This window comes from Streptomyces bacillaris, from assembly GCF_003268675.1.
GTDB lineage: Bacteria > Actinomycetota > Actinomycetes > Streptomycetales > Streptomycetaceae > Streptomyces > Streptomyces bacillaris.
This window is the reverse complement of sequence record NZ_CP029378.1, coordinates 881,703-908,042: the sequence shown is the minus strand read 5'-3', so window position 1 is coordinate 908,042 and position 26,340 is coordinate 881,703. Positions and strand designations below refer to the sequence as shown.

At 72.8% G+C, this 26,340-nt stretch carries 21 protein-coding genes and 1 pseudogene; 14 read left to right on the top strand and 8 right to left on the bottom strand.

Features of this window, described 5'->3' with window-relative positions; all coding sequences use genetic code 11:
* Positions 1-199: 199 nt before the first annotated feature.
* The 4 genes from ligA (at position 200) to secD (ending at position 7,002) form a co-directional block, all read left to right on the top strand.
* Positions 200-2,488 (top strand): NAD-dependent DNA ligase LigA, encoded by a 2,289-nt coding sequence (gene ligA, locus DJ476_RS03770; protein ID WP_318294328.1) that lies wholly within the window; start codon positions 200-202, stop codon positions 2,486-2,488.
* A 709-nt stretch (positions 2,489-3,197) separates the two neighbouring features.
* On the top strand, positions 3,198-3,908 hold the full coding sequence (locus tag DJ476_RS03765) for a rod shape-determining protein (protein WP_112492429.1): 711 nt from the start codon (positions 3,198-3,200) through the stop codon (positions 3,906-3,908).
* A 71-nt stretch (positions 3,909-3,979) separates the two neighbouring features.
* Positions 3,980-4,648 (top strand): hypothetical protein, encoded by a 669-nt coding sequence (locus DJ476_RS34375; protein ID WP_162638601.1) that lies wholly within the window; start codon positions 3,980-3,982, stop codon positions 4,646-4,648.
* A gap of 35 nt (positions 4,649-4,683) precedes the next feature.
* A complete protein-coding gene (gene secD, locus DJ476_RS03755) occupies positions 4,684-7,002 on the top strand; it encodes a protein translocase subunit SecD (protein ID WP_112489826.1) in 2,319 nt (772 codons plus the stop codon).
* A 78-nt stretch (positions 7,003-7,080) separates the two neighbouring features.
* Here secD and DJ476_RS03750 read toward each other — a convergent pair whose 3' ends face one another.
* A complete protein-coding gene (locus tag DJ476_RS03750) occupies positions 7,081-7,917 on the bottom strand; it encodes a helix-turn-helix domain-containing protein (protein ID WP_112489825.1) in 837 nt (278 codons plus the stop codon).
* Positions 7,918-7,997: 80 nt separating this feature from the next.
* On the opposite strand from DJ476_RS03750, the gene DJ476_RS03745 reads away from it, so the two are divergent.
* Positions 7,998-8,303, top strand: a complete 306-nt coding sequence (locus DJ476_RS03745) for a 4a-hydroxytetrahydrobiopterin dehydratase (RefSeq protein ID WP_112489824.1) — start codon at positions 7,998-8,000, stop codon at positions 8,301-8,303.
* 72 nt (positions 8,304-8,375) lie between these two features.
* Here DJ476_RS03745 and DJ476_RS03740 read toward each other — a convergent pair whose 3' ends face one another.
* Positions 8,376-9,338: a LysR family transcriptional regulator gene (locus tag DJ476_RS03740; protein WP_103419283.1), complete on the bottom strand. Its 963-nt coding sequence runs from the start codon at positions 9,336-9,338 to the stop codon at positions 8,376-8,378.
* A gap of 139 nt (positions 9,339-9,477) precedes the next feature.
* Positions 9,478-10,362, bottom strand: a complete 885-nt coding sequence (locus DJ476_RS03735) for an NAD(P)H-binding protein (protein ID WP_404827455.1) — start codon at positions 10,360-10,362, stop codon at positions 9,478-9,480.
* 150 nt (positions 10,363-10,512) lie between these two features.
* On the opposite strand from DJ476_RS03735, the gene DJ476_RS03730 reads away from it, so the two are divergent.
* Both DJ476_RS03730 and DJ476_RS03725 read left to right on the top strand, forming a co-directional pair.
* The gene (locus tag DJ476_RS03730; RefSeq protein ID WP_103419285.1) at positions 10,513-11,478 is read left to right on the top strand and encodes an AraC family transcriptional regulator; all 966 of its coding nucleotides are present in this window, start codon (positions 10,513-10,515) and stop codon (positions 11,476-11,478) included.
* Between the two features lie 20 nt (positions 11,479-11,498).
* Positions 11,499-12,467, top strand: a complete 969-nt coding sequence (locus DJ476_RS03725; RefSeq protein WP_112489822.1) for a class I SAM-dependent methyltransferase — start codon at positions 11,499-11,501, stop codon at positions 12,465-12,467.
* An 18-nt stretch (positions 12,468-12,485) separates the two neighbouring features.
* On the opposite strand, the gene DJ476_RS03720 is transcribed toward DJ476_RS03725, so the two are convergent.
* The 4 genes and pseudogenes from DJ476_RS03720 to DJ476_RS03705 form a co-directional block, all read right to left on the bottom strand.
* Positions 12,486-12,962, bottom strand: coding sequence for an RICIN domain-containing protein (locus DJ476_RS03720; RefSeq protein WP_070201088.1), 477 nt, complete (start codon positions 12,960-12,962; stop codon positions 12,486-12,488).
* Between the two features lie 111 nt (positions 12,963-13,073).
* On the bottom strand, positions 13,074-13,910 hold the full coding sequence (locus DJ476_RS03715; protein WP_070201089.1) for an aldo/keto reductase: 837 nt from the start codon (positions 13,908-13,910) through the stop codon (positions 13,074-13,076).
* A gap of 165 nt (positions 13,911-14,075) precedes the next feature.
* Positions 14,076-15,875 (bottom strand): AMP-dependent synthetase/ligase, encoded by a 1,800-nt coding sequence (locus DJ476_RS03710; protein WP_103419316.1) that lies wholly within the window; start codon positions 15,873-15,875, stop codon positions 14,076-14,078.
* A gap of 312 nt (positions 15,876-16,187) precedes the next feature.
* A pseudogene (locus DJ476_RS03705) lies at positions 16,188-17,074 on the bottom strand (LysR substrate-binding domain-containing protein).
* 297 nt (positions 17,075-17,371) lie between these two features.
* Between DJ476_RS03705 and DJ476_RS03700 the strand changes: the two are divergent.
* Complete coding sequence (locus tag DJ476_RS03700; RefSeq protein WP_112489821.1) at positions 17,372-18,445, top strand: bile acid:sodium symporter family protein; 1,074 nt, start codon at positions 17,372-17,374, stop codon at positions 18,443-18,445.
* A gap of 31 nt (positions 18,446-18,476) precedes the next feature.
* Positions 18,477-18,692 carry a helix-hairpin-helix domain-containing protein gene (locus tag DJ476_RS03695; RefSeq protein WP_103419290.1) on the top strand — a complete coding sequence of 72 codons (216 nt, stop codon included), beginning with the start codon at positions 18,477-18,479 and terminating at the stop codon, positions 18,690-18,692.
* A gap of 47 nt (positions 18,693-18,739) precedes the next feature.
* On the opposite strand, the gene fdhD is transcribed toward DJ476_RS03695, so the two are convergent.
* Positions 18,740-19,588: a formate dehydrogenase accessory sulfurtransferase FdhD gene (gene fdhD, locus DJ476_RS03690; protein ID WP_112492428.1), complete on the bottom strand. Its 849-nt coding sequence runs from the start codon at positions 19,586-19,588 to the stop codon at positions 18,740-18,742.
* 324 nt (positions 19,589-19,912) lie between these two features.
* Between fdhD and DJ476_RS03685 the strand changes: the two genes are divergently transcribed.
* From DJ476_RS03685 to DJ476_RS03665, 5 genes are all read left to right on the top strand, one after another.
* Positions 19,913-20,872 carry a beta-ketoacyl-ACP synthase III gene (locus tag DJ476_RS03685; RefSeq protein WP_053558496.1) on the top strand — a complete coding sequence of 320 codons (960 nt, stop codon included), beginning with the start codon at positions 19,913-19,915 and terminating at the stop codon, positions 20,870-20,872.
* 260 nt (positions 20,873-21,132) lie between these two features.
* Positions 21,133-22,314: an ROK family transcriptional regulator gene (locus tag DJ476_RS03680; protein WP_018491889.1), complete on the top strand. Its 1,182-nt coding sequence runs from the start codon at positions 21,133-21,135 to the stop codon at positions 22,312-22,314.
* A gap of 327 nt (positions 22,315-22,641) precedes the next feature.
* Positions 22,642-24,165 carry a sugar ABC transporter ATP-binding protein gene (locus DJ476_RS03675; protein WP_112489820.1) on the top strand — a complete coding sequence of 508 codons (1,524 nt, stop codon included), beginning with the start codon at positions 22,642-22,644 and terminating at the stop codon, positions 24,163-24,165.
* Positions 24,162-25,214 carry an ABC transporter permease gene (locus DJ476_RS03670; protein WP_112489819.1) on the top strand — a complete coding sequence of 351 codons (1,053 nt, stop codon included), beginning with the start codon at positions 24,162-24,164 and terminating at the stop codon, positions 25,212-25,214. Before DJ476_RS03675 ends, DJ476_RS03670 begins: the two co-directional genes overlap by 4 nt.
* 62 nt (positions 25,215-25,276) lie before the next feature.
* The gene (locus DJ476_RS03665) at positions 25,277-26,314 is read left to right on the top strand and encodes a substrate-binding domain-containing protein (protein ID WP_103419318.1); all 1,038 of its coding nucleotides are present in this window, start codon (positions 25,277-25,279) and stop codon (positions 26,312-26,314) included.
* Positions 26,315-26,340 lie beyond the last annotated feature (26 nt).

Sequence of the window (26,340 nt, the reverse complement as noted above, 5' to 3'; positions counted from 1 at the left end):
TGTCAAGAGACGACGCAAGCACTGCAACAAGACGGTAAATGGTGGTGGTTGAGGAGTAAGTGCATGGGAGAGCGCTCTCCCTCTGCTCCTTTCCGGGATCATGGAACGCTCGCTTCAGAGTTCACGGAAGGGGGCGTTCCGCGTGGGGCGGGACGGTGGTGGAGGGGCGTTGTCAGTGGTGGGCGGCAGGATGGTCACCATGACGAACTCAGCCGCTGTGCTCGCCGATGCCGCCGCCTATGCCGCCGCGGTCGAAGAGGCCTCCCGGGCCGCCGCCGCGTACTACGCCACGGGCGAGAGCACCCTCGACGACGACGCCTACGACCGGCTGGCGCGCGGGATCGCCGCGTACGAGGCGGCGCATCCCGACGAGATACACGAGTCATCACCGACCGGGAAGGTGGCGGGCGGGGCCGCCGTCGGGGACGTTCCGCACACCGTGCCGATGCTCTCGCTGGACAACGTGTTCTCGGCCGAGCAGTTCGTGAGCTGGACCGCCTCGCTGGAGCGGCGCATCGGCAGACCGGTCGCGGCCTGGAGCGTGGAGCCGAAGCTCGACGGCCTCGCGGTCGCCGCCCGCTATCGGGCCGGCCGCCTGGAGCAGCTGATCACCCGGGGCGACGGCACGGCGGGCGAGGACGTCTCGCACGCCGCCGCAGCGGTAGTCGGCCTGCCCGAGCGGCTGGACGCACCGGTCACGCTGGAGGTGCGCGGCGAGATCCTCATGACGAACGAGCAGTTCGAGCAGGGCAACGCGATCCGCACGGAGCACGGCGGCGCCCCCTTCGCCAACCCGCGCAACGGAGCTGCGGGCACCCTGCGCGCCAAGGACCGGGCCTACCGGGTGGAGACGACGTTCTTCGCGTACGGGGCCCTGCCGCTCGCCGGTTCGGGGGAGATCACCGAGACCCTCACCGAGCTGCCCCACAGCGAACTCCTCGCGTACGTCGCGGGGCTCGGCGTGCACACGGCCGCGGCCACGGAGGTGGCGCCGGTCCGGGTGTCCACCGTGGAGGAGGTGCAGGCGCGGGTGGAGGAGATAGCCGCCCTGCGGGCCGCGCTGCCGTTCGGCATCGACGGCATCGTGATCAAGGCGGACCTCGCGGCCGACCAGCGCGAGGCCGGCTCCGGCACCCGGGCGCCGCGCTGGGCCATCGCCCACAAGCTGCCCGCCGTGGAGAAGATCACCCGTCTCCTCTCCGTCGAGTGGAACGTGGGCCGCACGGGCATCATCGCGCCGCGCGCCGTGCTGGAGCCCGTCGAGATCGACGGATCGACCGTCGGGTACGCCACCCTGCACAACCCGGCCGACATCACCCGCCGCGATCTGCGCCTGGGCGACCAGGTCATGGTCTACAAGGCGGGCGACATCATCCCGCGCATCGAGGCCCCCGTCGCCCATCTGCGCACCGGGGACGAGACGCCGATCGCCTTCCCCGAGAGCTGCCCGCAGTGCGGCTCCGAGATCGACATGAGCGAGCAGCGCTGGCGCTGTACCCGGGGCCGCAACTGCCGCCTGGTCGCCTCCGTCTCGTACGCGGCGGGCCGCGACCAGCTCGACATCGAGGGCCTCGGGGCAACCCGGGTCGTCCAGCTCGTCGACGCGGGCCTGGTCACGGACTTCGCCGACCTGTTCACCCTGGAGCGGGACCAGCTCCTCGCCCTGGACCGGATGGGCGAGACCTCCACCGACAATCTCCTCGCCGCCATCGAGACCGCCCGCTCCCGTCCGCTCTCGCGGGTCTTCTGCGCCCTGGGCGTACGGGGGACGGGGCGCTCCATGTCCCGCCGGATCGCGCGGTACTTCGCGACCATGGACCACATCGTCGCCGCCGACGCCGAGTCCCTCCAGCGGGTCGACGGCATCGGCAAGGAGAAGGCCGCGGCGGTCGTCGAGGAGCTGGCGGAGCTGGCCCCGCTGATCGGGAAGCTCGTCCGGGCCGGGGTGACGATGACGGAGCCGGGGGCCACCCCGCCGCCGGAGCCCGGCACGGAGGAGCAGGAGGGCGCGGGGGCCGGTGCGGAACTGCCGTTGGCGGGGATGAAGGTGGTGGTCACGGGCGCCATGACCGGGGCGCTGGAGAAGCTGTCGCGCGATCAGATGAACGAGCTGATCGAGCGGGCGGGCGGGAAGTCGTCCTCCAGCGTCTCCGCGCGCACCAGCCTGCTGGTAGCGGGGGAGAAGGCCGGTTCGAAGCGGACCAAGGCGGAGGGGCTGGGGATCCGGATCGCGGACCCGGAGGAGTTCGCGGAGCTGCTGGCGGACTTCCTGACGGGGGAGGGCACGGCGGTCACGGAGACCGGGGAGGCCGGGCCGGCCGGCGAGGCCGCGGCGGCTGTTGCGGTGGCGGAGGCTGTGGTGGAGGTGGCCGCTGTGGCGGAGGCGGTGAGCGAGGCCGAGGTGGTGGCCGTGGCAGAGGCTGTGGCGGAGGCCGAGGCTGGGCGGGACGCCGGGGAGACGGAGGTCGTGCAGGCCGTACAGGCGTAGGCGGCCGGGCAGGCCGTGTGGACCGTGCAGATCAAGGGGGTGGTCGGGACCGTGGAGGGGAGCGAGGCCCGAGCTGCCGGGAGCGCCTTCGAATCGGTGAGGAAGTGGCTTTCCCTCACCCGGTATTGCATAGTGAGGGCTTGGCCATGCCTCGCTATCAGCGGGCCGATGGGTGCGTGGACGGCTGTGGACGGCCGACCGGGGGTGAGGGGCGATGCGTTCTCCGTACGACGGACAGCGACGCGGCCGTGCCGTCCCCCAGCCGGGCCGCCCCGGCGAGGTGCACGGGCCGCTCGGCGCCGCCCCCGGCCGGTTCGGTGAGGGGGCCGGGTGGCTCGGGGCTCCCGGGCCGCTCGGGAATGCCGGGCAGCTCCGTGGTTCCGGGGCGAGCGATGATCGACCTGGGACCGGACATGGCCCCGGACATGGGCTCGGGCCCGGCCTCGGATCCGGATCCGGGCACGGACCTGGGCCGCTCGGCGCCGTACCCGCCCGGTTCGGTGAGGCGGCCGGGCCGCTCGGGGAAAGGCCCGGGTCGCTCGGGGAAGGTTCCGGACCGCTTCGTGACGGGAGCGGGGTCGGGGGGTCCGGGGCCGGGCGTGAGCCCGGGGCGCTCCGGGTGCGTCACGGACACCGCCGGCTCGGCGGCAGGACCGTGGCCGCCCGGGGACTCGCCCTGGACCTCGGCAGCTCCCGCACCCGGGCCTGGGTGCCCGGCCACGGCCTGGTCGCGGACCCGTTCCTCGGCAGTGGCCCCGACGGGGACGGAGAGCGGCCGGTCCGGCGCGGGCGCATCGTCGACCCCGAGTCCTGCGGGCGGCTCCTCGGCCGGATCGCGGACGCCGCCCTCGGGCCCGACCGGACGGACAGCGTGATCGTCCTCAGCCACCCCGTCCTCGCCGGAGCCGTCCACCGCAACGCCGCGCGCGAGCTGCTCGCCGGGCTGGGGCCCACCCACGTCCTGGCCCTCAGCAGCGCTCGCGCCGCCGCCGCGTACGCCGGACCGCACGACGCCGGTCCGCTGCTCGTCGTCGACATGGGCGCCGAGCTGACCGAGGTGACGCTCCTCGTCGGCGGCCGGATCGCGGATGCCCGGCAGGCCGAGACAGGGCTCAGCGACCTGGACCCGGCGACGCTGCCCGCCACCCTGGTCGGTACGGTCCTGGACATGGTGAAGTCCATGTGGCGCCAGGACCGGCACGGCGCGATCCGCGGTGCCCTGCGCAAGGGCCCGGTGCTCGCCGGTGGCGGGGCGCTGCGCCCCGAGGTCACCGACCGGATCGCCCGGTGCCTCGGCACCCCCGTGCGGCTGGCGGACGACCCGTCGACCACCGTCGTCCGGGGCGCCGGACAGATCCTCAGCTCCGTGCTCCGCCACGGGGTGACGCCCGCCGCCTCTCTGCCCGGCCGAACGAGGTGACCCCGCACCCGGGGACGCCCCGGGGGAACGCGCTCCCGGTGCGGCCGGGCCCGGCGCAGGGGACACGGCGCGTGCTGGCCGCGCTGGTCCTCGCCGTGCTCACCCTGGTCGGCGGCGCCCCCGCCGCGGGGGCCGCGCTGCCCGTCGGCGCCCTGGGCAGCCTCGCCTCGGCGGTCGCGTACACACCGAGCGCCCCGGCCCCCGCCCCGCAGACCGACCGCACCACCCACCCCGGCGGCCCGCACCACGACCTCCGGCGTACGCGTCCGGCCCCGAGCCCCGCAGGCGCCGGAGCCGGTGGCCGCAACGCCCGCGACCACCAGCCCGGCCCCCAGCACCTCAACGTCCGGCCCGGCCCCGCCCGCCTGCAGATCCAGGGCCAGCCCCAGAAGCCTCCGCAGCCTCAGCCCCACAAGCAGCATCCGCAGGCCCAGAGCCTCCACGAGCGATCACTGGCCGCCGCCGAGCCGACCACCCCGAACCCCCGGGCCGGGATCGGCCGCGCCCACCTCACGGGTCACGCGCCCCCACCCTCGTACGAAGGGCTGCTGCCCGCCCCGGCCGGCCCGGTCCCGCCCTGCGGCCGTACGGCACAGCCCACCCCGGACTCCTCCTCGACACCCTCCGGCCGCCGGGGCGCCCAGCCCGGTGTGCGGGGTCCTCCGAACAGCACGGCCGCCGGTCACCCGGCCGGTCATCCGTCCCGCTGTTCTGCCGATCCGGCGTCGCGTCCTCGCTGAGGTGAGGGCGGCCGACGCCCCACCGGAGGATTTCCATGACTCGCGCCACCACGGTGCGAGCGGTCCTGGCTGCCGCCGTGCTGCTCGTCTCCGTCTTCATCTCGCTGACCATGTCACCCAGACTCGGCCTGGATCTCCAGGGCGGCACCCGTATGGTGCTCCAGGCCAAGGACTCCGCCACCGTCGAGGCGGACCGGGAGACCACCGACCGCACCCTGGAGGTCCTGCGCCAGCGCATCGACTCCCTCGGGGTCGCCGAACCCGTCCTCACCCGCTCCGGCGAGGACCGCATCATCGTCGAACTGCCCGACGTCCAGGACCCGCGCCAGGCCGCGGCCGTCATCGGCCGCACCGCCCAGCTCAGCTTCCACGAGGTCCTCGGCGCCGCGCCCCCCGGCACCGACCCCGCTCCCAAGCCCGAGACGGGGGAGAAACGGCTGATCCTCCCCGACGAGCAGGGCACGCAGCTCGACCTCGGCCCCTCTCGGCTCTCCGGCGCGGGCGTCAAGGACGCCTCCGCCTCCTTCGAGGCACAGCAGGCCGCAGGCTGGACGGTGAAGCTCGACTTCCACAAGGACGCTGGCAAGGACTGGACGAAGCTCACCGGTGAGGCCGCCTGCCACCCCGCCGGGGACGAGCGCCGGCGCGTCGCGATCGTCCTCGACGAGAAGGTCATCTCCTCGCCCCAGGTCGACCCCTCGGTCGGCTGCCAGGCCGGACTGCCCTCCGGCGGCACCCAGATCACCGGCTCCTTCAGCGCCAAGGAGGCCCGCGACCTTGCCCTGCTGATCAAGGGCGGCGCCCTGCCCGTCCCCGTCGAGATCGTCGAACAGCGGACCGTCGGCCCGACGCTCGGCGCCCAGGCCATCGACGCCAGCACGCAGGCGGCGCTCATCGGCGCCGCCGCCACCGCGCTCTTCATCACCATCGTCTACCGCGTCTTCGGCGCCCTGGCCGCCGTCGCCCTCGCCGCGTACGGAGTGATCTCGTACGCCGCACTCGTCGGCCTCGGCGTCACGCTCACGCTCCCCGGGCTCGCCGGGTTCGTCCTGGCGATCGGGATGGCGGTCGACGCGAACGTCCTTGTCTTCGAACGGGCCAGAGAGGAGTGTCAGGCCCAGCCGACACGTTCTCTGCGCTCGGCGCTGACCACCGGCTTCCAGAAGGCGTTCAGCGCCGTGGCCGACTCGAACATCACCACGCTCCTCGCCGCCGGGCTGCTCTTCTTCCTCGGCTCGGGCCCGGTCAAGGGCTTCGGTGTCACCCTCGCCATCGGTGTCATCGCCTCGATGTTCTCCGCGCTGGTCATCGCCCGCGCGCTCACCGAGATCGCGGCGGGCTCCCGCTTCGTCAGCGACTACCGGGGCGTCAACGGCATCGCGCGCCCCGGCAGCGTACGGACCTGGCTCACCCGCAAGGACCCGCAGCTCTTCCGCAGGCCGGTCCGCTGGCTCGCCGTCTCCACCGCCCTGGTCGCCGTCGCGGTGGCGGGGATCGTGGTGCGCGGGATCGACCTGGGCGTCGAGTTCACCGGGGGCCGGCTCGTGGAGTACTCCACCAGCCGCCCGGTCGACGTCGAGACCGCCCGCTCCACGCTCGCCGCCGCCGGCTTCGGTGACGCCGAGATCACCACGGCGGGCGACGGCGACATCTCCGTACGCACCGGAAAGCTCGACAACGACGGGGAACACGCCCTGCGGGAGGCGCTGGCCACCGAGGGCGGTGAGACGACGAAGGTACGGGACGAGCTGATCGGCCCGAGCCTCGGCGACGAGCTGCGGCGCAACGCGCTGATCGCCCTGGGCGTCGCCGTGCTCGTGCAGTTGGCCTATCTGGCGGTCCGGTTCCGCTGGACGTTCGCCGTGGGGGCGGTGGCCGGGATGGCGCACGACGTGATCATCGTGGTAGGGGCCTTCGCCTGGCTGGGGCGGCCCGTGGACGGCATCTTCCTGGCCGCCCTGCTCACCGTCATCGGCTACTCGGTCAACGACTCGGTGGTGGTCTTCGACCGGGTGCGGGAGCTGTGGGGCAGAAACCGCAAGACACCCCTGGCCACCATCTCCGACCGGGCGGTCCTCCAGACCGTTCCCCGGACGGTCAACACCGGCATGGGCGCCCTCATGATCCTGGTCGCCCTCGCGGTGCTGGGCGGCGACTCGCTGACCGACTTCGCGCTGGCCCTGCTCATCGGCATCGTCGTGGGCACCTGGTCCTCGGTCTTCACCGCCGTACCGGCCGCGCTCGTCCTGGAACGCACCACCAGCGCACCCCCGCCCATCCCGGGGAAGTCCTCCAAGTCGGGGCGCGCCCGCGCACCCCGCCGCGATCCGGCGGACAACGGGGCCCGCGTCTGACCCCGTAGGCCTCCGTTCGCCCGTACGTCCCCTGCCGTGACAGCCGCGGCAGGGGACGTACGGGTCTGTCGCGTACGGCTACGCGAGCCGCTCGCGCAGATAGGCCCCGGTCTCCCGGTCCGCGGGCAGGAACGTCTCGATGGCCAGCTCTGCCACGGTCACGTCCATCGGCGTGTTGAACGTGGCGATCGAGGCGATGAACGACAGCACCCGGCCCTCGTGCTCGATCACCAGAGGCAGGGCGAACGACGGCGTACGCTCCCGGTCCCGGCCCTCGCTCCCCGCGTCGGCCCCGGTTCCAAGACCGTCCCCGGCTCCCCGGCTCTCCACCGGATACGCGGCCACCTCCTCGTACAGCGTCCGCAGCTCGGGCGACCGTACGAGCGCGATCTGCCGTTCCATCTGCGCCAGCAGATCCGCCCGCCACTCCGGCAGATTCAGGATGCGCGGTGCGAGCCCCGCCGGGTGGAGGGTGATCCGCATGGCGTTGAGCGGCGGGACGAGCAGTTCCTCGGAGATCCCCTCCATGAGCAGGGCGATGCCCCGGTTGGCCGCCACCACGTCGTACGTGCCGTCGACGACGAGCGCCGGATACGGCTCGTACCCCGCGAGCAGCCGGACCAGCCCCTCGCGCACCGACGCCATCGCGGGGTCGTCGAGCGGGGTGTGCGGATAGCGGGGCGCGTAACCGGCGACCACCAGCAGGGCGTTGCGTTCCCGTACGGGGATGTCCAGGTGGTCGGCCAGCCGCAGGATCATCTCCTCGCTCGGGCGCGAGCGGCCCGTCTCGACGAAGGAGATGTGGCGGGCCGAGGAGTCCGCGCGGAGCGCCAGTTCCAGCTGGCTGATCCGCCGCAGCTCCCGCCAGCCGCGCAGCAGTGGCCCCACGCCCGTGTCGGGGGAGACAGTGGTCATGGGAAGACCGTAGCGTCGGACGACCGGTCGCATACCGGCATCCGGGACCGCCGACATCCGAGACCCGTGGGAGCCGCTCCATGTCCGCCGAACCGCTGTCGAGGACCGAGACCGAACACCGGCTGGAATCGCTGCCCGGCTGGGCGCTGGAGGGCGACCGGATCACCCGGACCTACCGGCTGCCCTCGCATCTCGCCGCCGCCGCGCTGACCATGCACATCGCGCGGATCCAGGAGGAGCTGAACCACCACTCCGAGCTGACGCTCGGCTACAACACGGTCGCTCTGTCCGTCCATACGCACGACGCGGGCGGCGCGGTCACCGAGAAGGACCTCGGGCTGGCCACCCGGGTCGCGGCGGCCGCACCGGACCACGGAGCGGTGTGACGCGCAGGCGTACGGGGACGGGGCGGGGACAGGGAGGCTTACGTGTTCGTCGGAGCCCGGCGTTCCCGGACCTCAGCTGACCAGCCCGAAGCGCGGGTTCTCCGCCAGCCACTGCGCGTAGCTGGGGCTGCGCGACACGGCTTCCGCGTACGCCGTGCGGGTCTGGCCCGCCACCGCCGCCGCCGCGGCGTCCGCGGCGGGGGAGTGCGGGTGCCAGCCCAGCAGATGGCGCCAGCTGAGCGGCGCACCGGCGAGCGGCCGGGTCACCAGGCCGGGGACCGGCGGGAACGTGGCCCGGCAGAGCCCGATCGCCCGCCCGACCTGCACCAGATGGACGACGGACGAGGTGTCCGTCTCGTAGACCGACACCGGGGTGAACCCCGCCCGGGCGCAGGCCGTGGCGAAACAGTCCGCGAAACAGCCGTCGCCGGGAACGTCCGCCCAGCACTGGTCCGCCAGCGCGGCGAGTTCCAGCTCCTTCTCCCCGGCCAGCGGGTGGTCCTCCGGCAGCATCACGAAGACCGGGTCCACCCCCACCACCTCCCAGACCAGCCGCTCGGCCAGCGGAGGCGGGCTCTCGCCGCACGTGCCGATCAGCGCGAAGTCCAGGCGCCCGTCGATGGTCAGGGCGGCGATCTCGTCCACCGACCACGAGGTGTACGTCGAGACCGGCGCGGCCGGGTTCGCCGTGGCGATCCGGTCGACCAGGCCACCGAGCAGCGGGCCGTGCGTACCGCCGAGCCGGAACCGCTCCAGCGGCCCGGTGGCGTTGGCGAACCGCACCGCCTCCGCCTGGAGTTCGCTCACCGCGGGCAGCACCACACGGGCCCGCTCCAGCACCAGTTCGCCGAGCGGAGTGGCGCGGGCCCCCGTGTGGTCACGCTCGAAGAGCGTGCCGCCCAGGGCCTTCTCGATCCGCCGCAACTGGGCGCTGAGAGCGGGCTGGGCGAGGCCCAGCGTGGCGGCCGCCTTGGTGAGGCTGCCGGTGTCGGCGATGGCACGGACGGTTCTGAGATGGCGCAACTCCAGCTCCATAATGGCAAGTTATGGCCACCGGCCCGCCCCGGCAATATGTCGGTCATGCTTCTGTCGAAGCAATGTTTCCGGGGTGTACCGACGGTGTACCCCCCGACCCGCAGGTGCCGGAGGGCGTGCCGGAGGGCTCCGCTCCAGTTCAGCCGCGCGCGGCCCGGTGCACAGGGGCGTGCCAGGCGCCGCCCCGGGCGGCCTCACGGGCGAACGCGGTGAAGTCCTTCGCCTCCCGCCCCAGCACCCGCCGCACACCGTCGGTGGTGGCGGAGTTGTGGCCGTCGAGCAGCGTCGCGAACAACTCGGCCAGGAACCCCGCCTCGGGGCCGGACACCCCGAACCCCTCCAGCACCTCCGCGTACGCCGCCGCGCTCACCGGCACGTACCGCACCGGCCGCCCGGCCGCCCGCCCCAACTCCTCCGCCGCCTCCCGGAACGTCAGGCTCCGGGGCCCCGTCAGCTCGTAGACCGCCCCCGCGTGCCCCTCCCCGGTCAGCGCGGCCACCACCACATCGGCCACATCGTCCAGGTCCACGAACGGCTCCGCCGCCGACCCGGCCGGGAAGACCAGCTCACCCCCGAGCACGCTGTCCAGCAGGGCCCCCTCGCTGAAGTTCTGCGCGAAGAACGCCGACCGCACGACGGTCGGCCCGACGCCCCCGGCCGCACCCCGCAGCGCCTCCTCCGCGAGGGCCGCCCGCGCCTCGCCGCGCCCCGACAGGAGCACCACCCGGCGCACCCCGGCCTGTGCCGCGAGCCGCCCGAACTCCGCCATCGCCTCCGCCGCGCCGGGCACCGCCAGATCCGGGGGGTACGCCACATAGGCGGCCTCCGTACCGTCCAGCGCGACCGCCCACCCCGACGGGTCCGCCCAGTCGAAGCGCACCCCACCGCTCTTGCCGCCCGCCGCCACGCCCGTCGGCGACGCGTTCCGTGAACCGGCCCGGACCGGCACCCCCTGTTCCGTCAGCCGCTCCGCCACCCGGCGGCCGGTCTTGCCGGTGCCGCTCGTCACCAGAACCGTTCCCATGGCCTCCACCCCTCTCCGCGCGTCCTCGGACCGCTTCGTATACGACGTTCTCCTCGCGTTCTCCGTCATGGCTCCAGGCTTCCGGGCGGCGGGCGCCGGGGACATGGCCGAGACGCTCAGCTCCCTCCGTCCGCGTCTACGCTGTCGGCCATGGACCCTCTCGCCGGACTCCTGGACGGACCACGGGCCCGGGGCGCCTTTCTCCTGCGCATGGTGATGGAGCCGCCCTGGGCGGTGCGGGTCGCGGACCACGCCCCGATCTGCCTGATGTCGGTGACCCGGGGCGCGGCGTGGATCGTCCCCTCCGAGGGGGCCGGGCCGGTGCGGCTGGAGCCCGGTGAGGTCGCGGTGGTACGGGGCCCCCACCCGTACACCGTCGCGGACGCGGCCACCACCGAGCCGCACGCGCTGGTCGGCCCCGGCGGTCACTGCACAACTCTGCACGGGGAGCCGCTCTCCCAGGAGATGGTGCTGGGGGTACGGACCTGGGGCAACGCGGCCCAGGGGTCGACGGCGGTCCTCGTCGGCACCTATCTGATGGACGGCGAGATCAGCCGCCGACTGCTCGACGCCCTGCCTCCGCTGCTCCGGCTTCCCGCCGCCGACCGGACCGGCCCGCTGCTGCGGCTGCTCGACACGGAGATCGCGAGGGACGAACCGGGGCAGCACGTGGTGCTGGACCGGCTGCTCGACCTGCTGCTCATCGCCGTGCTGCGCGGCTGGTTCGCCCGGCCGGGAGCGGAGGCCCCCGCCTGGTACCGGGCGATGGGCGACCCCGTCGTCGGGGTGGCCCTCCGGCTGCTCCAGGACGACCCGGCGCACCCCTGGACCGTCGCCTCGCTCGCTGCCCGGGCCGGGGTGTCGCGGGCCGGGCTCGCCCGCCGGTTCACCGAGCTGGTGGGCGAGCCTCCGATGGCGTACCTCACCGGCTGGCGGCTCGCGCTCGCCGCCGATCTGCTCCGGGAGAGCGATGCGACGGTCGAGGCCGTGGGCCGGAAGGTGGGCTACAGCGCCCCGTTCGCGTTCAGTACGGCGTTCAAGCGCGTCCGGGGAGTGAGTCCGCAGGAGTACCGCGGTAACTTGCCGGAGCGGCAACAGAACTTGCCCGGGCGCTGACCTCCGGTGAGGGTGGCGCCATGAGCAGCAGCCACGCCGGAGACGGCCACCAGGACCCGCACACCCACTCCCACAGCCCCGGTCTTTCCCACAGCCCCGGCCACTCCCACGCCCATGCGCACGGCTCCGGTGCCGCGGGCGCCGGTACGGAGTTCGACTGGGACGTCATGGGCCCGATGCTGGAGCAGGAGGCCGAGCTGAACAGCGGCCCGTACGAGGAGGCCGCCCGCTGGATCGCCGCCCTGCCGACCGCGCCGAAGGTGCGCCGGGTGCTGGACATCGGCAGCGGTCCGGGTGTCGTCACCTGCCTGCTGGCCGAGGTGTTCCCCGAGGCCGAGGTCGTCGCCGTGGACCCCACGCCCGCCCTGCTGGAGCGGACGGAGGACCGCGCCCGGCGGCTCGGCGTGAGCGACCGGGTCCGTACGGTGGAGGCCGAACTCCCGCAGTACGCGGGCCGGTTGGGCGCGGCCGACCTCATCTGGGCCGGCAACTCCCTGCACCACATGGGCGACCAGCGCGCCGCCCTCGCCGGATTCGCGGAACTCCTGCGCCCCGGCGGGACCGTGGCCCTCCTGGAGGGCGGGCTGCCCACCCGGCGGCTGCCCCGGGACATCGGCATCGGACGGCCCGGCCTGGAGGCCCGGCTGGACGCGGCCTCCGCCGCCCGGTTCGACCGGATGCGGACCGAACTCCCGGACAGCAAGCGGGAGACGGAGGACTGGGGCGCCCTGATCGCGGCGGTCGGGCTGACCCCGCAGGGCACCCGCAGCTTCCTGCTCGACCTCCCGGCCCCGCTCTCCGCGCCCGCCCGTGAGCATGTGATCACCAAGCTGACCCGGGAGTACGAGGTCTTCGGCGAACTCCTCGACGCCGAGGACCGCGCCGTACTGGAACGGCTGCTGGACCCCGAGGACCCGGCAGGCGTCCACCAGCGGCCGGACGTCTATCTGCTCACCGCCCGTACGGTCCACCTCGGCCGCCGCGACTGAGCTCCTCGCGGGGGCCGGTCAGGACGACACCGGCTCCAGCCGCCACCACTGGAAGGGGGAGTCGGTGTCCTCCCACTGCTGGACCGTCCCGCCCTCCTCGGTGGAGCCGTCCGCTACCTCCATGACGAGCCCGCTGATGAAGCTCACCAGCGTCACCGTCCCCGGAGCCTCCGGATGCTGCTCGATCAGCCACTCCTGGGCGCCGAAGTTGTTGGCCTTCCACTGCTGGATGCGGACACCGTTCTCCGTGTCGGCGTTCGCGACGTCCAGCCGCTTGCCGCTGTGCGCGTTGACCAGGTGGTAGAGGGACGCGCCCTCGTGGACCGGGGACAGCTGCCACCGCTGGTGGGCCGCGGCCCCGTCCTCCTCCCGGCCCTGCTGCACCCGGGCACCGCTGCCCTTGGCCGCGCCGTACACCTCCAGCACCAGGCCGCTGCCGACATTGCGCAGGCGGTACGTGCCCGCCTCGACGACAGGCGCCGGATCGCTGCTCATGCTCTGTTCACTCCCGGGAGGTGGGGCCGATGCGGGGCCGACGGTGGGGCTGTGGACCGACGACGGCGCCCCCACCGCCGCAACGGTGGGGGCGCCGGGGGCACCTGGTGCTCAGGCGCCGGCGTTGAACTCCGCCGGGTCCGGGCCGAGGCGCTTGCCCTCGTCCAGGGCCGCGAAGGCGGCGAGGTCGTCGGCGTCCAGCTCGAAGCCGAACACGTCGATGTTCTCCTCGATCCGCGACGGGGTCACGGACTTCGGGATCACGATGTTCCCGGTCTGCAGATGCCAGCGCAGGACGACCTGGGCCGGCGTACGGCCGTGCTTCCGGGCGATGGCGACGACCGTCGGCACCTCCAGGAGGCCCTTGCCCTGGCCCAGCGGCGACCACGCCTCGGTGGCGATGGAGTGCTCGGCGTGGAAGGCGCGCGCCTCGGCCTGCTGGAACTGCGGGTGCAGCTCGATCTGGTTGAGGACGGGGACCACGGAGGTCTCGTCCAGCAGCCGCTTGAGGTGCTCGGGCTGGAAGTTCGACACACCGATGGCCTTGGCGCGGCCGTCGGCGTAGATCTTCTCGAACGCGCGGTACGTGTCGGTGTAGGCGTCCTTGGCCGGGACCGGCCAGTGGATCAGATACAGGTCGACGTAGTCCAGGCCGAGCTTGTCGAGCGAGGCGTCGAAGGCGCGCAGCGTGCTGTCGTAACCCTGCTCGCTGTTCCACAGCTTCGTGGTGATGAACAGCTCGTCGCGGGCGACACCGGAGGCGGCGACGGCCTTGCCGGTGCCCGTCTCGTTCTCGTAGATCGCGGCGGTGTCGATGGACCGGTACCCGGACTCGATGGCCTTCGCGACCGCCTTCGCCGCCTCGTCGTCCGGCACCTGCCAGACACCGAAACCGAGCTGCGGCATGTCGAGGCCGTTGTTGAGGGTGATGGAGGGGACCTGGCTCACGAGCGGTCGATCCTTACGTCGGCGGTTTGGGTACTCCGTACGACAACGAGCGGGTGCGCCGAGGCATTCCCGTTCCATGATCCGGAATGGTCCGGAACGGTTCTGGAAGGGGCGCGCCGTCGGTGGTGGAGCGCGTCCGCCGACAGTGGTGGAGCGTGCCTGCCATCAGTGGTAGAGCGCGTCGACCTCGACCGCGTACGCCGCCTCGATCGCTTTGCGCTTCAGCTTGAGCGAGGGGGTCAGCAGCCCCAGCTCCTCGGTGAACGGATGGGCCAGGATCCGGAACGTACGGATGGACTCGGCCTGCGACACCGCCGTGTTGGCGGCCACCACCGCCCGGCGGACCTCCATCTCCAGGTCCGGGTCGCGCACCAGGTCGGCGGGCGGGAGCGGGGGGCGGCCCTGCATGGCGAGCCAGTGGTCCACGGCCTCCTGGTCGAGGGTGACGAGGGCCGCGATGTACGGGCGGTCGTTGCCGACGACGATGCACTGGGCGACCAGGGGGTGCGCCCGTACGCGCTCCTCCAGGCCGGCCGGGGAGACGCTCTTGCCGCCCGACGTCACCAGGATCTCCTTCTTCCGCCCGGTGATCGTGAGGTAGCCGTCCTCGTCCAGCGACCCCAGGTCCCCGGTGGCCAGCCAGCCGTCCTGGAGCGTGGCCCGGGTCGCCGCCGGACTGTTCAGATAGCCGGAGAAGACGTTCGGGCCGTGCAGCCACACCTCGCCGTCGTCCGCGATGTGCACCGACGTGCCCGGGATGGGCTGCCCGACCGTGCCGTACCGGGTGCGCTCGGGCGGGTTGGCGGTGGCGGCCGCGGTCGACTCGGTCAGCCCGTACCCCTCGAAGACGGTCACCCCGGCGCCCGCGAAGAACAGGCCGAGCCGGCGGTTCATGCCCGAGCCGCCCGACATCGCGTGCCGCACCCGGCCGCCCATCGCGTCGCGGACCTTCTTGTAGACGACCTTGTCGAAGAACTGGTGCTGCACCCGCAGCCCGGCCGACGGCCCGGGACCGAGGCCGAACGCCTTCAGCTCCAGCGCCTCCGCGTACTTCACCGCGATGTCCACGGCCTTGTCGAACGGCCCGGCCCTGCCCTCCGCCTCGGCCTTGCGCCGGGCACCGTTGAAGACCTTCTCGAAGATGTACGGCACCGCCAGGATGAAGGTGGGCCGGAACGTCATCAGGTCCGGCATCAGCGCGTTCGCCGACAGCTCCGGCTGGTGGCCGAGCCGGACCCGTCCGCGTACCGCAGCGACCTCCACCATCCGGCCGAAGACGTGCGCCAGCGGGAGGAAGAGCAGTGTGGCGGCCTCGTCGCCGGGCCGGGAGTGGAAGACCGGCTCCCAGCGGGCGGCCATCGTGTCGCTCTCGAACATGAAGCCCGCGTGCGTGATCACGCACCCCTTGGGGCGGCCCGTCGTGCCCGAGGTGTAGATCACCGTCGCCACGGACTCGGGCGTCACCGCCCGCCGGTGCCGGTGCACCACCTCGTCGTCGACCGCCGCGCCCGCGTCGAACAGCTCGTCCACAGCACCCGCGTCGAGCTGCCACAGCCGCTTCAGCCGCGGCAGCCGGTCGATCACCGAGCCCACGGTCATCGCGTGGTCCTCGTGCTCGACCATCACCGCCACCACTTCGGCGTCGTGCAGCATCCAGAGGACCTGCTCGGCGGAGGAGGTCGGGTATACCGGCACCGACTGGGCGCCCACCGACCAGAGCGCGAAGTCGAAGAGCGTCCACTCGTAGCGGGTACGGGACATGAGCGCGACCCGGTCACCGAACCGGACCCCATGGGCGATCAGCCCCTTGGCCAGGGCCAGCACCTCGTCGCGGAACGCCTCCGACGTCACGTCCCGCCACTGTCCGCCCGCGTCCTTGCGACCGAACGCGACCCGCTGCGGATCGTCCTCCGCGTGGTCGAAGACCGCATCGGCCAGACCGCCTACCAGAGGCGCGGCGGCCAGGGGTGGGACCGTGAATGCACGCAATGACCTGCTCCTCCGGGCGCTCCGCACAGCGCCGCGACGCTACCCCAAGCGGGGGCCCGGCGGGAGTGGCCGAACCCCGTGTAAAACGTGGCATTCACCGAGGTCAACCGTCGAAATCCGGCCAGATGGGCAAGGCTCGGGCGCACTTCTGACGGCGGCGTAAGCGGCTGGCGGCCAAATCTCCACCGAATCCGACTCCCGGCGGCACTCCGTCCGTGCCCCTGGGCGTCACTCCCGGCCGGTCCTTGCCCCCGGATGTCACTCCCGGCCTGTCCTTGCCTGCGGATATCATTCCCGGCCGCCGAGCCCCCGGTGCAGCCGGTCACCGCCCGCCAGGATCGCCCCGGCCAGCGCGTCCGCCGCCTCCTGGGCCGCGCCCCGCCGGTCCCCGTGGAGCAGGACGAAGTCCACGCCGCCCGGCTCCGGCAGCCCCGCCCTGGCCGGAACCGGTACGAGTCCCGGCGGGATCAGCCCCGCGAGTGCACCATCACGCCGAGCCCTGCCCGCGCCGCCGCGACCAGGGCGCTCAGGCTCGTGCTCGTACAGGCGATCCGCCAGGACCGCCCGTGCTCCTCCAGCACCTCCAGGGCCCGGGCCCGGGTGATGCCGGGCGGCGGGAAGACGATGAGCGGTACCGGGCGTTCCGGGTCGATCCGCAGCTGCGGGGCGCCGATCCAGTCCAGCGCGTCCTGCCAGACCAGCTCGCCATGGCTGTCCCCGGTCCTCCGCTTGGCCAGCACCAGGTCGAGCCGGCCCGCCTCCAGCTGCCGGTGCAGGGTTCCGGACAGCTCCACGGTGAGTTCCAGTTCGACTTCCGGGTGGTCGCGCCGGAAGGACTCCAGGATCTCCGGCAGCCGGGTCAGCACGAAGTCCTCGGAGGCCCCGAAGCGGAGTCGGCCGCGCAGCCGGGTGCCCGCGAAGAAGGCCGCGGCGCGCTCGTGCGCCCGCAGGATCGTCCGCGCGAAGCCGAGCATGGCCTCGCCGTCCTCGGTCAGGTCGACCCGGTGGGTGTCCCGGGCGAACAGCTGCCGCCCGGCCGCCTCCTCCAGCCGCCGCACATGCTGGCTGACCGTGGACTGCCGGATCGCGAGTCGGCGGGCGGCCTGGGTGAAGCTCAGGGTCTGGGCGACGGCGAGGAAGGTACGGAGCTGGGCGGGGTCGTACGAGGTGTCCACGGGCCCACGCTAGCGGCGCCGTCGCCGTTTATCGCGTTACGTGATGACAGTCAGAGCGGTATGAGGGATTCCCGATCGCCGGGAGCGGGGCAGGATGGTGGGCGCGACAGGTGGTCCGAAGTCGCCGCCGGACTCGAGAAGCCCCAGCGGCCGACGAGCTACCGCGGCTGGCCGAGCCCAGCGGTCGGCCGAGCCAGGGCGGCCGACGGAGCCACCGGTCGCTGACGCCCCCGAGAAGTCCCAGTCGTTGATCACCCGCAGATACCCGCAGACACCGCAAAGAAGCCGCAGGAGCCCATGACCCGCCGCCGCGCCCTCACCCTGCCGTCCTGGCTGCCGGTCGACGCGTACATCCTGGCGCTCGTCGGCACGGTCGTCCTCGCCGCCCTGCTGCCCGCGCGCGGCACCGCGGCCGAGGTGGCGGGCGGGGCCTCCACCGGGGCGGTCGCCCTGCTCTTCTTTCTCTACGGGGCCAGGCTCTCCACGGCCGAGGCGCTCGACGGGCTGAAGCACTGGCGGCTCCACCTCGCCGTCCTGGCCTGCACGTTCCTGGTCTTCCCGGTGCTGGGCCTGGCCAGCAAGGGACTGGTGCCGTACGTGCTGACGCCCGAACTCCAGGCGGGCTTCCTCTTCCTCTGTCTCGTACCGTCGACGATCCAGTCCTCGATCGCCTTCACCTCGATCGCCCGGGGCAATGTGCCCGCCGCGATCTGCGCCGGGTCCTTCTCCAGCCTCACCGGGATCTTTCTCACCCCGCTGCTCGCCGCGCTCCTGCTCGGCTCCACGGGCGGCGGGTTCTCGGCCGACTCGCTGCTGAAGATCCTGGTCCAGCTGCTCGTGCCGTTCCTCGCGGGGCAGTTCCTGCGCCGCTGGGTCGGAGGTTCCCTCACCCGGCACAAGAAGGTGCTGGGGCTGGTGGACCGCGGCTCGATCCTGCTGGTCGTCTACACCGCGTTCAGCGAGGGCATGGCCGCCGGCATCTGGAGCCGGATCACCCCCGCCCGGCTCGGCGCCCTGCTCGCGGCCGAGGCGGTCCTGCTGGCCGTGATGCTCGCCCTGACCTGGTACGGGGCGCGGCGGCTCGGCTTCGGCCGGGAGGACCGGATCGCCATCCAGTTCGCCGGGTCGAAGAAGAGCCTGGCGGCGGGGCTGCCGATGGCGAGCGTGCTCTTCGGGGCGCACGCGAGCCTCGCCGTCCTGCCGCTGATGCTCTTCCACCAGATGCAGCTGATGGTCTGCGCGGTCATCGCCAAACGCCGTGCGCGCGACCCGGAGCCGGTGCGTGACCGCGAGGAGAGCGACGGTAAGCGTGGGGAGGGCGAGAGCGGTGCCGGGCCGGTGTCGGACCCGGCGGCTACGGTGACGTCATAGCCGCTGACCGCCGCCGACACGGAGGACCACCATGGCCGACCCGCCCGCCGGACCCGAGGACGACTTCCCGCACGGCGCGGGCAACCCGGCCCGCAGCGCTCTGCGGCACGCGGGTTACACCCGGCTCGCGCAGCTCACCGAGGTGACGGCGGCGGAGGTGTTGGCACTGCACGGGGTCGGCCCGAAGGCGATCGGGGTGCTCCGCGAGGCGCTGGCGGCCGAAGGGCGGTCGTTCGCGGGGGAGTGAGCCCGGTGCGCCCGACCGTCGGCGGATTCCGCCCCGGGCGCGGCCCCTCAGCCCCGCCCGACCTCCGCCTCCAGCGCGATCCGGTGCTCGCCCGCGTACACGTTCATCGACCCGCCCCGCAGGAACCCCACCAGCGTCAGCCCGCTCTCCGCCGCCAGGTCCACCGCCAGCGAGGAGGGCGCCGAGACCGCCGCGAGCACCGGGATCCCGGCCATCACCGCCTTCTGGGCCAGCTCGAACGAGGCCCGCCCCGAGACCAGCAGCACCGCCCGCGACAGCGGCAGCCGGCCGTCCGTCAGCGCCCGGCCCACCAGCTTGTCGACCGCGTTGTGCCGCCCCACGTCCTCCCGTACGTCGAGCAGCTCGCCCGCCTCGGAGAAGAGGGCCGCCGCGTGCAGTCCCCCGGTCCGGTCGAACACCTTCTGCGCGGCCCGCAGCCGGTCCGGGAGGGCGGCGAGCAGTTCGGGGGTGAGGCGGACCGGGGGAGCGTCGGCGACCGGGTGGCGGGTGCTCGTCCGGACCGCGTCCAGGCTGGCCTTGCCGCAGAGGCCGCACGAGGAGGTGGTGTAGACGTTCCGCTCCAGCGTGATGTCGGGCACGACGACACCGGGGGCGAGCTTCACGTCCACCACGTTGTAGGTGTTCACCCCGTCGGCGGTCGCCCCGGCGCAGTAGACGATCGACTGCAACTCGTCCCCGTGGGCGATCACGCCCTCGCTGACCAGGAACCCGGCGGCCAGCGCGAAGTCGTCGCCGGGGGTGCGCATGGTGATGGCCAGCGGCTTCCCGTTCAGCCGGATCTCCAGGGGCTCCTCCGCCACGAGCGTGTCGGCGCGGGAGGAGACGGCACCGTCCCGGATGCGGAGGGTGCGGCGGCGCTCGGTGACCCGTCCCATGAGGCTGAACCCGATTCTGTCGGTGACCATGCGGTGCGCGGGGCTCCCGCCGTGGGTGGAGGCGAGCCCGGCCCCGCCATTGTCCTGCACACGCACCACCCTGTCGCAGGACGGGGGCGGGATCCCGCCGTGGCCGGAACGCGAACCTTCCCGTGGCCGGGGCGCGCCCCTCCCGTAACAGGGGAAAGTCTCCCAGCACGGGCGCGGGACTGTTGTCAATGCTCCAACACGCGGGCCGGATTCCTGTGGGATCACGTGCCCCCGTACCGGGCGGTAGCCACCAAGACTGGGTGATTCCTGCCCTACGCAACGATGGGAACCCGTATGACCGGCTCACGTGTCGTGGCGCTCGGCCACTACCAGCCCGCCAAGGTGCTCACCAACGACGACCTGGCGGCCATGGTCGACACGAGCGACGAGTGGATCACGAGCCGGGTCGGGATCAAGACCCGGCACGTGGGCGGCCCCGACGAGCCGGTCGACGAACTGGCCGCGCACGCCGGTGCCAAGGCGCTGGCCTCGGCAGGTCTCCAGCCCTCCGACATCGATCTGGTCCTGGTGGCCACCTCCACCGCGATCGACCGCTCGCCGAGCATGGCGGCCCGGGTCGCGGCCCGGCTCTCCATGGGGTCACCGGCCGTGCTGGACATCAACGTCGTCTGTTCGGGTTTCACCCATGCCCTGGCCATGGCCGACCACACGATCCGGGCCGGGGCGGCGACCCGCGCACTGGTCATCGGTGCCGACAAGATGGGCGACATCGCGGACTGGACCGACCGCTCCACCTGCGTCCTGCTCGGTGACGGCGCGGGCGCCGCCGTCGTCACCGCCGACCCGTCCGCCCCCGACACGCCCGGCGGCCCCGGGATCGGGCCGGTGCTGTGGGGGTCGGTGCCGGAGATGGGCAACGCCGTACGGATCGAGGGGACGCCGCCGCGCTTCGCGCAGGAGGGCCAGTCCGTCTACCGCTGGGCCACCACCCAGCTGCCCCCCATCGCCCGCCAGGTCTGCGAGAAGGCGGGGGTGGCCCCGGAGGAGCTGGCCGCCGTCGTCCTGCACCAGGCCAACCTGCGGATCATCGAGCCGGTGGCCCGGAAGATCGGCGCGGTCAACGCGGTCGTCGCGCGGGACGTGGTCGACTCCGGCAACACCTCCGCCGCCTCCATCCCGATGGCGCTCTCCAAGCTCGTCGAGCGTGGCGAGGTCGCCGCCGGGGCGCCGGTGCTGCTCTTCGGCTTCGGCGGGAACCTCTCGTACGCCGGACAGGTCATCCGCTGCCCCTGAGCGCTCCGGCGCCTGCCCCTGATTGCTCCCGACGCATGTCCCTGACCCCTCCCGGCGCGCATCCCTGAGCGCTCTCCCCGTCCCTGAGCGTTCCGCCTCGCGTGTCCCCGGCCGCCCCCCGCCCCAGCTTTGTCCTGAGTGTGGAGAAAGTTGGGGCGGATTCCTGCGCAACTTCTTCCCACTCCGGGAAAGCGCTGCTACGTTCCCCTCGAAAGCCCGACGGACTGGCCGGATGTGGCGGGGAGGGACGCGTGAGACGCATGACGGCACGACCCGCGAACGCGCATCAGGCGCGGCTGCTCCGACTGCTGCGCGACGGGGGCCCCAACTCCCGTGCCCAGCTGGGCGATCAGGTCGACCTCTCGCGCTCCAAGCTCGCCGTCGAGGTGGACCGGCTGCTGGAGACCGGTCTCGTGGTGGCCGACGGACTCGCCGCATCCCGTGGCGGGCGCCGCTCGCACAACATCCGGCTCGCCCCCGAGCTGCGGTTCCTCGGGGTCGACATCGGGGCCACCTCCATCGATGTCGCCGTCACCAACGCGGAGTTGGAGGTCCTGGGGCATCTCAACCAGCCGATGGACGTACGCGAGGGGCCCGTCGCCGTCTTCGAGCAGGTCCTGGCGATGGCGGCCAAGCTCCGCGCCTCCGGCCTCGCCGAGGGGTTCGACGGCGCGGGCATCGGGGTCCCCGGCCCCGTCCGCTTCCCCGAGGGCGTGCCGGTCGCACCGCCGATCATGCCCGGCTGGGACGGGTTCCCGGTCCGTGAGGCGCTCAGCCAGGATCTGGGCTGCCCGGTCATGGTCGACAACGACGTGAACCTCATGGCGATGGGGGAGCAGCACGCGGGCGTCGCCCGTTCCGTGGGCGACTTCCTCTGCGTCAAGATCGGTACGGGGATCGGCTGCGGGATCGTCGTCGGCGGTGAGGTCTACCGGGGGACGACGGGCAGCGCCGGGGACATCGGGCACATCCAGGTGGACCCGGACGGCCGTCCCTGCGCCTGCGGAAACAAGGGCTGCCTGGAAGCCCACTTCAGCGGTGCCGCCCTGGCCCGCGACGCGGAGGACGCCGCCCGTGAGGGCCGCTCGCCCGAGCTGGCCGCCCGGCTGGAGGCGGCAGGCCGCCTCACCGCCGCCGATGTGGCCGCCGCCGCGGCGGCCGGGGACGCGGCGGCGCTCGACCTGATCCGCGAAGGCGGCAACCGGCTCGGCCAGGTCATCGCGAGCCTGGTCAGCTTCTTCAATCCCGGTCTGGTGGTGATCGGCGGCGGGGTCACCGGCCTCGGTCACAACCTCCTCGCCAGTGTCCGCACCCAGGTCTACCGGCAGTCCCTGCCCCTGGCCACCGGCAACCTCCCCATCGTGCTGGGTGAGTTGGGCCCCACCGCCGGAGTGATCGGCGCGGCCCGCCTCATCAGCGACCACCTCTTCTCCCCGGCCTGACCACACCAGGCACCGCCCCACCCGAGCGCCCCACGTCGGCATGACACCAGGCACCGACCCACCGAGCACTCCACGCCCAGCACCACACCAGGCACCACCCCGGCGCCCCGCGCCACCCCCAGCACCCCGCACCCAGCACCCAGCACCGTACGCACCACCGCACTGGTCAGGTACGCGTCACGTACCCCGTCAGCAGCAGCCGCTCGCAGTGCCGCCGATTCCACGGCACCGCCTGCCCTGCGCGCCCCGCCCGCTCACCGGCCCCTCCCCGCCCGCCCGGCACCAGCCGGGGTGCGGGGGAGACCCCATCCGCCGAGGGGATTCGTCATGGCACCAGAACCACCCCTGCTCACCATGTCCGGCATCACCAAGTCCTTCCCCGGCGTACGCGCTCTGGACGGCGTCGACCTGGAGGTCCAGGCCGGCGAGGTCCACTGTCTCCTCGGTCAGAACGGCGCGGGCAAGTCCACCCTGATCAAGGTGCTCGCCGGGGCCCACCAGCCCGACGGCGGTGAGATCACCTGGCGCGGCGAAGCCGTCCGGTTCAAGTCCCCGATCGCCGCCATGCGCCTGGGAATCGCCACGATCTACCAGGAACTCGACCTGGTGGAGGGGTTGTCGGTCGCGGAGAACGTCTTCCTCGGCCACGAACCGACCAGCGCGGGCTTCATCGTCCGTACGGGGGAGGGGCGCCTCGCCGCCAAGGCGCTGCTGGCCCGGCTCGGCCACCCGGAGATCGACCCCGCCCGTCCCGTCGGGCAGCTCTCCGCCGCCCAGCAGCAGATCGTCTCCATGGCGCGGGCGCTCTCCCACGACGTCCGCCTCATCGTGATGGACGAGCCCTCCGCCGCGCTCGACCCCGACGAGGTCGACAACCTCTTCCGGATCGTCGACGGCCTCACCGCCGACGGGGTCGCCGTTGTCTACATCTCGCACCGGCTGGAGGAGATCCGCCGCATCGGCGACCGGGTCACCGTGCTGAAGGACGGCCGGGCGGTCGCGGTCGGGCTCCCCGCCGCCGAGACGCCGACGCGCGACATCGTTGCCATGATGACCGGCCGCGATGTCGAGTACGTCTTCCCGCCGCGCCGGGACGAGGCGGCCGCGCCCACCGCCGAACCCGTCCTCCGAGTCCAAGGGCTCTCCCGTGCAGGGGAGTTCGCGCCCGTCGACCTCGAACTGCGGCCCGGCGAGATCGTCGGCCTCGCCGGTCTCGTCGGCTCCGGCCGCTCCGAGATCCTGGAGACGATCTACGGTGCCCGCAGGGCGACCACCGGCACCGTCACCGTCGCGGGCAGGCAACTGCGCACCGGCAGCGTCCGGGCCGCCGTCGCCGCCGGGATCGGGCTCGCCCCCGAGGAGCGCAAGGCCCAGGCCCTGCTGATGACCGAGTCCGTCACCCGCAACGTCTCCGTCTCCTCCCTCTCCCGGTTCGCCCGGCTGGGCTGGATCGACCGGGGCGGCGAGCGGCGGTCCGCGCGGGAGGCCACCCGTGAACTCTCCCTGCGCCCGGACATCCCGGACGCCCTGATCCGCACCCTCTCCGGCGGCAACCAGCAGAAAGCCGTCCTCGCCCGCTGGCTGCTGCGCGGCTGCCGGGTGCTGCTGCTCGACGAACCCACCCGGGGCGTCGACGTCGGCGCCCGCGCCGAGCTGTACGCCGTGATCCGCCGGCTGGCCGACGAAGGCCTCGCCGTCCTGCTCGTCTCCAGCGAAGTGCCCGAAGTCCTGGGCCTCGCCGACCGGGTGCTGGTGCTCCGGGAGGGCCAGGTCGTGCACACGGCCCCCGCCCAGGAGCTGGACGAGCACCGCGTACTCGACCTCGTGATGGAAGGGAGCCCGACGCCATGACACAGCCCGCCCCGTCGGCGCAGCACAACGGGCCGGAGAAGGGGGCCCTCACCGGCCCCTCCGACCCGCCCTCGGCGAAGACCGGTGGCGCAAGGCCCGGCCTCGGACTGCGGCTCGACGTCCGGATCCTGTCCCTGCTCGGCGTCCTCGCCGCCCTGGTCCTGGTCGGCGGCATCACCGAGCCCGACGCGTTCCTGGACACTGGCAACCTCCAGCTGATCCTGACGCAGGCCTCGGTCATCGGGGTCGTCACCGTCGGCATGACCTTCGTCATCACCAGCGGCGGCATCGACCTCTCCGTCGGCGCGATGGTCGCCCTCGCCTCGGTCTGGGCGACCACCCTGGCCACCCAGGAGTACGGCTTCGCGGGCATCGCCTTCACCGCCGTGATCGTCGGCGTCGCCGCCGGACTGGTGAACGGCGTCCTCATCGCGTACGGCGGGATGGTCCCGTTCATCGCGACGCTCGCCATGCTCGCCTCGGCGCGCGGCCTCGCTCTCATGATCACCGACGGCAAGACCCAGATCGTCACCGTCGATTCGGTCCTGAGCCTGGGACTGCCGGACTCCTACATCCTGGGCGTCCCGCCGCTGGTCATCATGTTCGCCGCCGTCACCGTCATCGGCTGGCTGATCCTCAACCGCACCACCTTCGGCCGCCGCACGGTCGCCGTCGGCGGCAACGCCGAGGCGGCCCGGCTCGCCGGGATCGACGTCCGCCGCCAGCGCCTCTACCTCTACGTCCTCTCCGGGCTCTGCTGCGGCATCGCCGCCTTCATGCTGATCGTGCTCTCCGGCTCCGGCCAGAACACCAACGGCAACCTGTACGAACTCGACGCCATCGCCGCCGCCATCATCGGCGGCACCCTGCTCAGCGGCGGGCGCGGCACCATCGTCGGCTCGGTCCTCGGCGTCCTGATCTTCACCACCATCACCAACATCTTCGCGCTCAACAACCTCCAGAGCGACGTCCAGCAGATCGCCAAGGGCGCCATCATCGTCGCCGCCGTCCTGGTCCAGCGCCGCACGCTGCGCGGCGCCGACACCTGACCGACCGCCTTACCGAGAGCCGCACTTCGTACGTCACCCACCGGATGAAGGGTTCCACCGCCATGCCAGAGACCAGCCGCAGAGGGCTGCTGTTCGGAGCCACCGCCCTCTCCGCGGGCGCGCTCCTGACCGCCTGCACCAGCAACGAGCCCAAGAGCGCCCAGCCCGCCGGCAACAGCCAGCCCGCCGCCGACGACAAGCCGGGCAAGCCCGTCACCATCGGCTTCGCCGGACCGCAGGCCGACCACGGCTGGCTCAACGCCATCAATGTCAACGCCAAGTCCCGGGCGGAGAAGTACTCCGAGGTGACGCTGGAGATCACCGAGGGCTCCAACGACACCGCCGCCCAGATCGGCCAGGTCAAGACCCTCATCAACAAGAAGGTCGACGTCCTGGTCATCCTCCCCGCCGACGGCAAGGCGCTCACCCAGGTCGGCCTGGAGGCGATGAAGGCGGGCATCCCCGTCGTCAACCTGGACCGGATCTTCGCCTCCCCGCAGGCGTACCGCTGCTGGGTCGGCGGCGACAACTACGGCATGGGGCTCAACGCAGGTCACTACATCGGCGAACAGCTCAAGGACAAGGCGGACGCCAAGGTCGTCGAGCTGGCCGGGATCGACAACCTGGAGCTGACCAAGCAGCGCAGCCAGGGGTTCAAGGACGCGCTGAAGAACTACCCCAACATCAAGCTGGTGGCCCGTCAGGCGGCCGACTTCACCGTGGAGTCGGGCCAGGCGAAGATGGCCCAGCTCCTCCAGGCGCAGAAGCAGTTCGACGCCCTGTGGAACCACGACGACGACCAGGGCGTGGGCGCGCTCCGCGCCATCCAGCAGGCGGGCCGCGACGAGTTCATCATGGTCGGCGGCGCCGGTGCCAAGTCCGCGATGGACGCCATCAAGGCCGACAACTCGGTCCTCAAGGCGACCGTCCTCTACCCGCCGACGATGGCCGCGTCCGCCATCGACCTGGCCCGGGCGCTCGGCCAGGGCAAGGGCATCGGCGGCCTCTCCGAGATGGAGATCCCGACCTCCCTGACCCTGTACTCGGCGGTGGTGACGAAGGACAACATCGACCAGTACCTGCCGACGGGCTTCAACTGACCGGGACTCCGGGGGGCGTGGCGAGC

Bases quoted from the DNA above. Each gene is read 5' to 3' on its own strand.
- ligA (WP_318294328.1), top strand. From the start codon at position 200: ATGACGAACTCAGCCGCTGTGCTCGCCGATGCCGCCGCCTATGCCGCC.
- secD (WP_112489826.1), top strand. From the start codon at position 4,684: ATGACTCGCGCCACCACGGTGCGAGCGGTCCTGGCTGCCGCCGTGCTG.
- DJ476_RS03750 (WP_112489825.1), bottom strand. From the start codon at position 7,917: ATGACCACTGTCTCCCCCGACACGGGCGTGGGGCCACTGCTGCGCGGC.
- DJ476_RS03745 (WP_112489824.1), top strand. From the start codon at position 7,998: ATGTCCGCCGAACCGCTGTCGAGGACCGAGACCGAACACCGGCTGGAA.
- DJ476_RS03740 (WP_103419283.1), bottom strand. From the start codon at position 9,338: ATGGAGCTGGAGTTGCGCCATCTCAGAACCGTCCGTGCCATCGCCGAC.
- DJ476_RS03735 (WP_404827455.1), bottom strand. From the start codon at position 10,362: ATGGGAACGGTTCTGGTGACGAGCGGCACCGGCAAGACCGGCCGCCGG.
- DJ476_RS03730 (WP_103419285.1), top strand. From the start codon at position 10,513: ATGGACCCTCTCGCCGGACTCCTGGACGGACCACGGGCCCGGGGCGCC.
- DJ476_RS03725 (WP_112489822.1), top strand. From the start codon at position 11,499: ATGAGCAGCAGCCACGCCGGAGACGGCCACCAGGACCCGCACACCCAC.
- DJ476_RS03720 (WP_070201088.1), bottom strand. From the start codon at position 12,962: ATGAGCAGCGATCCGGCGCCTGTCGTCGAGGCGGGCACGTACCGCCTG.
- DJ476_RS03700 (WP_112489821.1), top strand. From the start codon at position 17,372: ATGACCCGCCGCCGCGCCCTCACCCTGCCGTCCTGGCTGCCGGTCGAC.
- DJ476_RS03695 (WP_103419290.1), top strand. From the start codon at position 18,477: ATGGCCGACCCGCCCGCCGGACCCGAGGACGACTTCCCGCACGGCGCG.
- fdhD (WP_112492428.1), bottom strand. From the start codon at position 19,588: ATGGGACGGGTCACCGAGCGCCGCCGCACCCTCCGCATCCGGGACGGT.
- DJ476_RS03685 (WP_053558496.1), top strand. From the start codon at position 19,913: ATGACCGGCTCACGTGTCGTGGCGCTCGGCCACTACCAGCCCGCCAAG.
- DJ476_RS03680 (WP_018491889.1), top strand. From the start codon at position 21,133: ATGACGGCACGACCCGCGAACGCGCATCAGGCGCGGCTGCTCCGACTG.
- DJ476_RS03675 (WP_112489820.1), top strand. From the start codon at position 22,642: ATGGCACCAGAACCACCCCTGCTCACCATGTCCGGCATCACCAAGTCC.
- DJ476_RS03670 (WP_112489819.1), top strand. From the start codon at position 24,162: ATGACACAGCCCGCCCCGTCGGCGCAGCACAACGGGCCGGAGAAGGGG.
- DJ476_RS03665 (WP_103419318.1), top strand. From the start codon at position 25,277: ATGCCAGAGACCAGCCGCAGAGGGCTGCTGTTCGGAGCCACCGCCCTC.